At 68.5% G+C, this 7,512-nt stretch carries 5 protein-coding genes and 3 pseudogenes; 5 read left to right on the forward strand and 3 right to left on the reverse strand.

Going from position 1 to position 7,512, the window contains the following annotated elements:
• Positions 1–888: 888 nt before the first annotated feature.
• On the forward strand, positions 889–1,062 hold the full coding sequence (locus ABT232_RS34835) for a DUF397 domain-containing protein (RefSeq protein WP_351847839.1): 174 nt from the start codon (positions 889–891) through the stop codon (positions 1,060–1,062).
• Here ABT232_RS34835 and ABT232_RS34840 read toward each other — a convergent pair.
• Entirely contained in the window at positions 1,033–1,923 is an 891-nt protein-coding gene (locus ABT232_RS34840; RefSeq protein ID WP_351847824.1) for a DUF1963 domain-containing protein, read from the reverse strand. The genes ABT232_RS34835 and ABT232_RS34840 overlap by 30 nt on opposite strands.
• Before the next feature lie 192 nt (positions 1,924–2,115).
• On the opposite strand from ABT232_RS34840, the pseudogene ABT232_RS34845 reads away from it, so the two are divergent.
• A pseudogene (locus ABT232_RS34845) lies at positions 2,116–2,244 on the forward strand (IS5/IS1182 family transposase); the annotation flags it as partial.
• A 16-nt stretch (positions 2,245–2,260) separates the two neighbouring features.
• Here the strand turns inward: ABT232_RS34845 and ABT232_RS34850 are convergent.
• Entirely contained in the window at positions 2,261–2,806 is a 546-nt protein-coding gene (locus tag ABT232_RS34850) for an MOSC domain-containing protein (RefSeq protein ID WP_351847827.1), read from the reverse strand.
• 202 nt (positions 2,807–3,008) lie between these two features.
• Here ABT232_RS34850 and ABT232_RS34855 point away from each other — a divergent pair, with 202 nt between their 5' ends.
• The gene (locus ABT232_RS34855) at positions 3,009–3,386 is read left to right on the forward strand and encodes a hypothetical protein (RefSeq protein ID WP_351847829.1); all 378 of its coding nucleotides are present in this window, start codon (positions 3,009–3,011) and stop codon (positions 3,384–3,386) included.
• 7 nt (positions 3,387–3,393) lie between these two features.
• Here ABT232_RS34855 and ABT232_RS34860 read toward each other — a convergent pair.
• A pseudogene (locus ABT232_RS34860) lies at positions 3,394–3,740 on the reverse strand (transposase); the annotation flags it as partial.
• Here ABT232_RS34860 and ABT232_RS34865 point away from each other — a divergent pair.
• Both ABT232_RS34865 and ABT232_RS34870 read left to right on the forward strand, forming a co-directional pair.
• Positions 3,722–3,865: pseudogene (locus ABT232_RS34865) on the forward strand (IS5/IS1182 family transposase); the annotation flags it as partial. The pseudogenes ABT232_RS34860 and ABT232_RS34865 overlap by 19 nt on opposite strands.
• Positions 3,866–4,643: 778 nt before the next feature.
• Complete coding sequence (locus ABT232_RS34870; RefSeq protein WP_351847831.1) at positions 4,644–7,418, forward strand: glycosyl hydrolase; 2,775 nt, start codon at positions 4,644–4,646, stop codon at positions 7,416–7,418.
• Positions 7,419–7,512: the final 94 nt, after the last annotated feature.

Consider the following 7,512-nt stretch of genomic DNA (forward strand, 5'->3'; position numbering starts at 1 on the left):
GAACACCGAGCCCTTTCCCGGGCGCCGGCCCAGGCGGCCTGAACCCGGTCAGCCGCCAGGTCCACCTGCGTGAGATCGGCATTCCGCCACAGCGCTGCGGGAGTTCCGAGATCCGTCAACTCGTACCGCAAACCCCGGCAGGTGGGCGACGACCGGAAACGGTCGGTGGCCCTGCCCGTGCGGGAGCAGAGTGAGGACTGCGCCCGCGGTCACGCCGAGATCCGGGTCATCGCCTGCGACTCGATCCAGGTCGGGAAGCCCCCGTCGGGTCCGGCTCTGGCGGTGAGACAGGCGGCGCCGCGGTGGAGCTGGGTCCGCTAGCGGTGCGGGTCGTGGTCCTGGAGCAGCTCCCCGCGGCGGGCGGATGTGTCGACGTCGCTCTGCCGGATGTCGCCGGCGAAGGGGCAGGCCGGCCACCGCCGAGGCGGACCCGACGGCCGCGCTCATTCTCGAGGTCTCATGGGACCGTGTGACGGGTGGCGATCCGCCGGCTTCGGTTCCCACTGGGTGGGAGGGCGCGGCAACTCCCGGGGCGTGTGGTGACGGTGGTTTGTACCGCCCTCGCCGGGGCGGACGCGCAGTGGTGGGCACCATCACCCATGGTTCCTCGGTGCGCCGAGGTCGCCTGGTCCCGACGACACCGAGCGGCGCGGGCACCGAGCGGCGCGGGCACCGAGCGGCGCAGGCACCGAGCGGCGCAGACACCAACGTTGCAGACACTGAGCGTTGCAGGCAGTGAGCGGCCCAGGCAGCGTGCCGGTGAAAAGTCCGGCTTCAAGACGCTGTTCGGGCTCGGACGCGGAATGTCCCCGGGGCGGGTCGGCGGTGAACATCATCGAGTGCCGTGGCATTCGGACGCCTCCCGGCAGAGTACTCCCGCCTCAGCGTGTGGAGGTAGCCCAGAGCGACGCCTGCCCCACCGTTCCCGTCCGCGACAGCAAGAACCCTACCGATCCGGTCGTGGACAGCGGTGCGGACGCCTGGACAGCCTTCGCCAGCCCCCTCCCAGTCGTAGAGATGTGTCGAACCTGGTCACGGGGCCTCGAAATTGGTCACGGCTAGCGCCTTGTCCACCCGAGCGGCGGCCAAGTCGTCGTGGCGGATCACGAAACTCGTGCGGTACTCCTCGTAGACCCTGGCTTCACTGGCGAGCGATATCCATTCGCTCGTCAACCGGTGCTTTTCCTCCTCCAGGTGGGAATACCATTTCGCGATCGGGATGGCTGGGATCTCGCCTGCCTTATCGCGTCCAGCGAGGGTCTGCTCCGCAATGCTGTTGATCACCTCATCATCGGCATACCCGCCGATGACAACGCCGGCGCCAGACGGCCAGAGGTTGTGGGCCAAAGCCCGAAGTTCGTCCAGGTGGGGCAGGTCACGCTCCATGTACCGGACCAACTGCTGCTGGAAGGGCGACATGTCGTCCCAATCGAGATCCTCCCAGAACTCGTGCCAGTCCTCGTCCTCGTCGCCCTCCTGGAGCCAAAGGGGCAGTTCGGCTCTGAGCTCGGCGCTGACGTCGAGCTGCTCGCGAACACACTCGGAGCTGGGGGCTTCCGCGACCGCGGTTGCGGTGTCGTCCGGTACGTACACGATTCGCGCGTACCTGCCGGAACCGTCCTCATGGTCCATCTCCTGGTTCACGAAGAAGAGCAGCGTCCCGTCCGGCGGCAGGTCGAAGCCGTCGATTCTCGGCAGCGCCCCACAGTCGACGGAAAGGAGCAACGGCAACGGAATGTCCCCGGCGGACGGCCACGTCATGCCCACCGGAAGCCGGGGCAGCCCACCGAACTGCCCGACCGGAGAACCACCGCCCACGGACAATCCGATCGACAGACGAAGGTGCTGGCTGAACCTCCTGATCTCGTCGTCCGGGATGCCCAACTCAAGCGCTGCCCGACGAAACTCTCCCTGATGATCCATGGCCGAGAAGATAAACCCTGCCCAACTCACCTGTGCCGGTGGGGTGTTGGTGGGCGAGGGCTGTACCTGGTGGAGCGAGTCCTCGGCAGGTGGCGTGAGTGAGGCTCCGACGTTGCGGGTCTGACCGATCACTTCACCGCACTGCGCTCGTGTGGCCAGGTGGACCTGGAAGCACGCCTACCGGGCGGCAGCGACACCATCGAACGGTGCATCAACCGCCTCAAGCAGTGGCGAGGCCTGGCCAGGCGAACGGACAACCTCGCGATCGCCTACCACGCCGCACGCCACCTCGCCGTCATCCCCATCTGGGCACGCCGATGACCACGAAAGCAAAAACCTAGACCCGTTCCAGCGGGCGGTGAGGGAGGGGCGGGGGCTCGATCCGGATGGCATCGTCGGGGCGGACGGTCCCTCCGCGCCGGACGACAGCCATGACGCCACACTTGAAGATGAACTCGCCGGACAAGGGGTCCATGGCGAAGACCTCACCGAGCAGCCCCTTGCGGAAGTCGTTGATCTTCGAGCAAGGGTTGCGCAGTCCTGTCACCTCGAGCACCGCCTGTTCCCCGAGATGGAGCAGAGCGCCGGTGGGCAGGCCCAACAGGTCGTCCCCGCGCGTGGTGATGTTCTCGCCGAGCTGGCCCGCGGATACCTCGAAGCCCTTGAGCGCGAGTTCGTCGAAGAGTTCCTCGTGCATCAGGTGGACCTGGCGCAGGTTGGGCAGGTCCGGCTCGTAGGTCATGCGGAACTGGTGGCGGATCGTCTCACCTGCGTGAACGTCTCCTTCCACGCCGAGCCCCGTGAGCAACGTGATGGAATCGCGATTGGGCTTGCTGAACGAGTACACCTCGTTACGGCTCACTGCGGCGACCTGACCAGGCATCACGCCCTCCACCCGTTGTCGTTCTGCGGCCGGTCGATCATAGAGGCGGTGCAACCTACCTTGTGAGGGGGCATGCAATGCGCGGAACTCATCGGGCGGATACATCAGGTCCGGCACCCGACCGGCACTGTCCCGTGACTGAACACCAGGGAGGCAGCTCCTGAGACCGTCTCCTTGAACCGTTCGTGAGATCGTCGTGCTCGTGATCGAGTCTTGGGTGATCAATGGCGACAGCCCTGCGCCTGTCTCGTCCGACGTGGTGCTGGAGGCTCTTCGGTCGAGGATCGACAGGGGGCAGCTTGAGACGTGGTTGACCAGTTCGTCCGGCCGGTCTCTGGTCTTCGTGACGAATGCCGAGCGTGCGATGGTGATGCTGCTCGAAAGCGAAGGTGATCCCGGCGAGCATGCCGTGGACCCCGGGGCTCAGGGGTCGAGCGGCGGGTTCGTCCTCTGCAACGGGCAGGAGGACGAGTACCCGGATGAGGACACCGTTCCCATCGGTGAGGCGTTCAGGCTCGTGAAGCGGATCATTGGCACGGGCTCTTGGCCTGCGGACGCCCGTTGGACGGTCGATCGCTGACGGCGGTTTACCGCCGGGCCCAGATGTGGATGGCGGCGAGTGGAGTGCGGCCTGGTAGGCGATGGCGAGCTTGTCGGTTCGCATGGCCAGGCCGCGCCGCTGTTTGAGCCGGTTGATGCATCGCTCGACCGCGTTGCGCTGCTTACATGCCTCGGCGCCGAAGGCGGGAGGTCGGCCTCCGGCACTGCCTCGCCGTAATCGGTGGCCGACCTGGTCGGACGGCTGGGGGATGACAGCGCGGATCCCGCGTCGCCGGAGGTGATTCCGGATCGCGCGGGATGAGTACGCGCGGTCCGCCAGGACGGTGTCCGGGCGGGTTCTCGGTCGTCCGGGTCTTCCGCTGGGTCGTCGAACGCACCATCTTCTGGGTGCACGGCTTCTGCCGCCTGCGCAACCGCTGGGAACGACGCGACGACATCCATGAAGCCTTCCCCGGCCTCGTCGTCCGCCTCATCACCCACCGTCATGCTCAACGCCTTTTGTCAGGTGCTCCAAGGACCGCCACAACGACGCTGGATACGCCTGCCTGCGCACTCCCTTGGACGATCACTCCTGTCTGGCCTGCACCGGGGACCCGTGAGACAAAACCACCGCCACCCGCGCGGACCTCCTGCGACGGTCACCTGCCAGGTCCAGATCGTCGACGCTCTCAAAGACCTACCTACCGCCGTGCTGGGCCGCACCCATATGCCGTCTTTGAAAAGGCTTGTGCTGGTCCTTCACGGTGAGCCGGCCCGGCCGCCGCGCTGTGGTGCTCGGCGAACTGGGTGGCGTCTCCTGATGGGTGCCCCTTCGGCGCGCTGCTCGCGGTAGCGGCAGCCTCAAACGCCGGCGAGCACCGCGCGGAAGACCGTCAGGATGGCGAGGTCGAGGCTGCTGCCGCCGGGAACGCCTGACGGCTCTGCGGCCTGCGCCGGTTGGCGGACCAACCATGACACGCAGGATGCTCACAGGCTGAAAGCGCTTTCAGGCCCTCCAGGAGGCGCATCTGGACAACTTCTGTTCCGTCAAGACTTGAACCGACGGCGAGGTTGAGGGATGGCAATGTTTCCCATTCGCGCCCCTGGGTGCCGCGGACTGTGCGATCTATTGACAAGCGATTTCAGAAGTCTTACTTTTCCGCCATCTGAGAGCGCTCTCAGCCGGGCTCTCCCACTCTCCCCACGACGGTTCCGCCGCGACTCCAGGGCAGGCGCCCCCGGCTGTCGCGGCCGCCGCCGACGAGCCCGTCCCTCTCGACGACACGAGGTGCACCCCATGCCAACTCCTCGATCACGGCCGGCCGCCGCGGTGGTACTGACCGCCGCGCTGGCGGCCGTGGGTCTCGGCCCGGCCGCGGCTCCTGCGGCGGCCGCCACCGTCCCTGTGGGAGCCGGGAGTTACTCCGATACCCGGCCGTCGGGCACGACAGGCCCCACGACCAACACCGGCGCGCCGGTCACCCCGAAGGTCACGCAGGCGGCCAAGGGCAAGCCCGTGCCGACCAACGACTGGTGGTCGTCCCTCGCCTTCCAGCGATACGGCGACAACCCGTACTCCACGCCCATGTACGGCCACCCGCTCACGTACCAGGCCGTCTCCGGCGGACTGGAGGTGGGCTACCCGACCAGCCCCGCCGTCGTGGGCGAGGGCCGCCAGTACGAGTACGCGCACAAGCGCGACCTCACCCTCGGCCTGAGCGGACTCAATTCGCCCGACACCAAGGCCGATGCCTGGTCCGACTGGACGGTCACCCCGTACTGGTCCGACGGCAGCCGGACCCTGCGCACCACCATCGGTCACGGCCTGCCCTTCGTCTACGCCCAGGGCTCCGGCGGCAACGCCCAGATCACCACCGCGGCCACGCCGACCGTCTTCTCCGACCAGGGCAACGTCGTCGGCATCACGGTCGGCGGCCACCACTACGCCCTCTTCGCGCCGACCGGCAGTGACTGGAACATCTCCGGCACCACGATCACCGCCGGCCTCGGCGGCAAGGACTACTTCTCCCTCGCCGTACTGCCCTCCACCGACGCGCTCGCCACCTTCCGCAAGTACGCCTTCAGCTTCGTCACCGGATCGCAGGTCGACTGGAGCGCTTCCGGCGGTACGGTCGGCGCCACGTACCGGCTCACCACCGAGGCCAAGGAAGGCACCGAGCGCGGCGCCCTCCAGGCCCTCTACCGGCACCAGTGGCTCCACACCACCGACGCCCTGACGCCGTACACCTACGTCTCTCCCCGCGGCACCATGAAGGTCCGGGAAGGCACGTCCTTCACCACCCGGCAGAACGCCGCCCCGGTCCTGCCGGGGCTGCCGAGGACCAGCGCGGTCGACACGTCCCGGCTGCGCACCTACCTGTCCGAGGTCGCCAACTCCTCCGACCCGTTCTCCGGGGCCACGGACACCTACTGGACCGGCAAGGCGCTGGGCAAGCTCGCCCAACTGGTGCCGCTCGCCGACCAGATCGGTGACACCGCGGTCCGCGACAAGCTCGTCGGCCAGCTCAAGGGCCGCCTCCAGGAGTGGTTCACCGCGGGCGGGGCGAGCGAGTTCTCGTACGACAGGGACTGGAAGACCCTCATCGGCTACCCCGCCTCCTACGGCAGCGACGCCGAGCTCAACGACCACCACTTCCACTACGGCTACTACGTGTACGCCGCCGCGATCGTCGCCCAGTACGACGCCTCCTGGGCCGCCGACTCCGCCTGGGGCGGCATGGTCAACGCCCTGGTCCGCGACACCGCCAACCCCAGCCGCACCGACAGCGCCTTCCCGTTCCTGCGCGGCTTCGACGTCTACGCCGGGCACAGCTGGGCCTCAGGCCACCAGGGCTTCGCCGCCGGCAACAACCAGGAATCCTCCTCGGAGTCCACCAACCTCAGCGCGGCACTGGTGCTCTGGGGCTCGGCCACCGGCAACACCCAGCTGCGCGACCTCGGCAGCTACCTGCTCGCCACCGAGAGCGAGGCGATCGCCCAGTACTGGTTCGACGCCGACCAGCAGGTCTTCCCCGGCTCCTTCGCTCACGACACGGTCGGCATGGTCTGGGGCAGCGGCGGCGCGTACGCCACCTGGTGGACGGCCAACCCCGAGGAGATCCACGGCATCAACGTCCTGCCCGTGACCGCGGGCGGCTCCCTGCACCTGGCCGGGTACAAGAACGCGATCCGGCGCAACATCGCGGAGATGGAGCGCGAGAACGGCGGACCCGCCGTCGAATGGCGCGACATCCTCTGGGAGTTCCAGTCGCTGGCCGACCCGGCCACCGCGAAGGCGAAGTGGGACGCCGGCAACGCCGGATACACCCCGGAGCAGGGCGAGTCCAAGGCGCACACGTACCACTGGATCACCGCCCTCGACGCGCTCGGCGCACCCGACCCGTCGGTGACCGGCGACCTGCCCACCTCCGCGGTCTTCACCAAGAACGGCACCCGCACCTACGCCGCCCACAATCACGGTTCCACGGCACGCACGGTCACCTTCTCGGACGGCAAGAAGCTCACCGTGCCCGCGCGTTCCACCGCGACCGGGACGGGCACCGACACCGGCGGCGGGGACCCCGGGCCGTCCACCGGCAACACCTTCCAGCTCCGCTCCGGCGGCATCCTGACCACGGCCACCGGCGGCACGGACACCAGCGACACCATTCCGTCGGCCGAAGGCGGCAACCACGACGGCACCCCGAACAAGCCGCTCGTCTACGAGGCCAAGGGAGTCAACGCCACCCTCAAGGCGGGCGCGTCCACCGCGTTCCGCCTTCCGGTGGACGCCCGCACCGCGGTCGGCCTCGGGCAGCAGGCCCGCATCAGCTACGACCTCACCGGAGACGGCACCTTCGACCGGACCGAGACCTACCACTACTTCGCCACCGACCCGGTGACGGGCTGGGAGGAGTACAACCAGACCCGTGGCCTGAAGGCCGCGACCGGCACCCTCGGGAACCTGAGCGGGGGAACGGTGCGGCTGGAGGTCTGGAGCGCGATCGGCAACGTGAGCGCCCTGCTGCGCACCGGCAGCGACACATCCGTGGTGGTCATTCCCTACGAGTGACGCTCGTGGCGGCCTGCAGCAGGTGAGGCGGCGGGGGGGGGGGCGCGGCGCCCCCCCCCCCCCCCCGCCCCCCCCCCCCCCGACGACCGCGGCG

It is taken from the genome of Streptomyces sp. NPDC001532 (genome assembly GCF_040298625.1).
Taxonomy (GTDB): domain Bacteria; phylum Actinomycetota; class Actinomycetes; order Streptomycetales; family Streptomycetaceae; genus Streptomyces.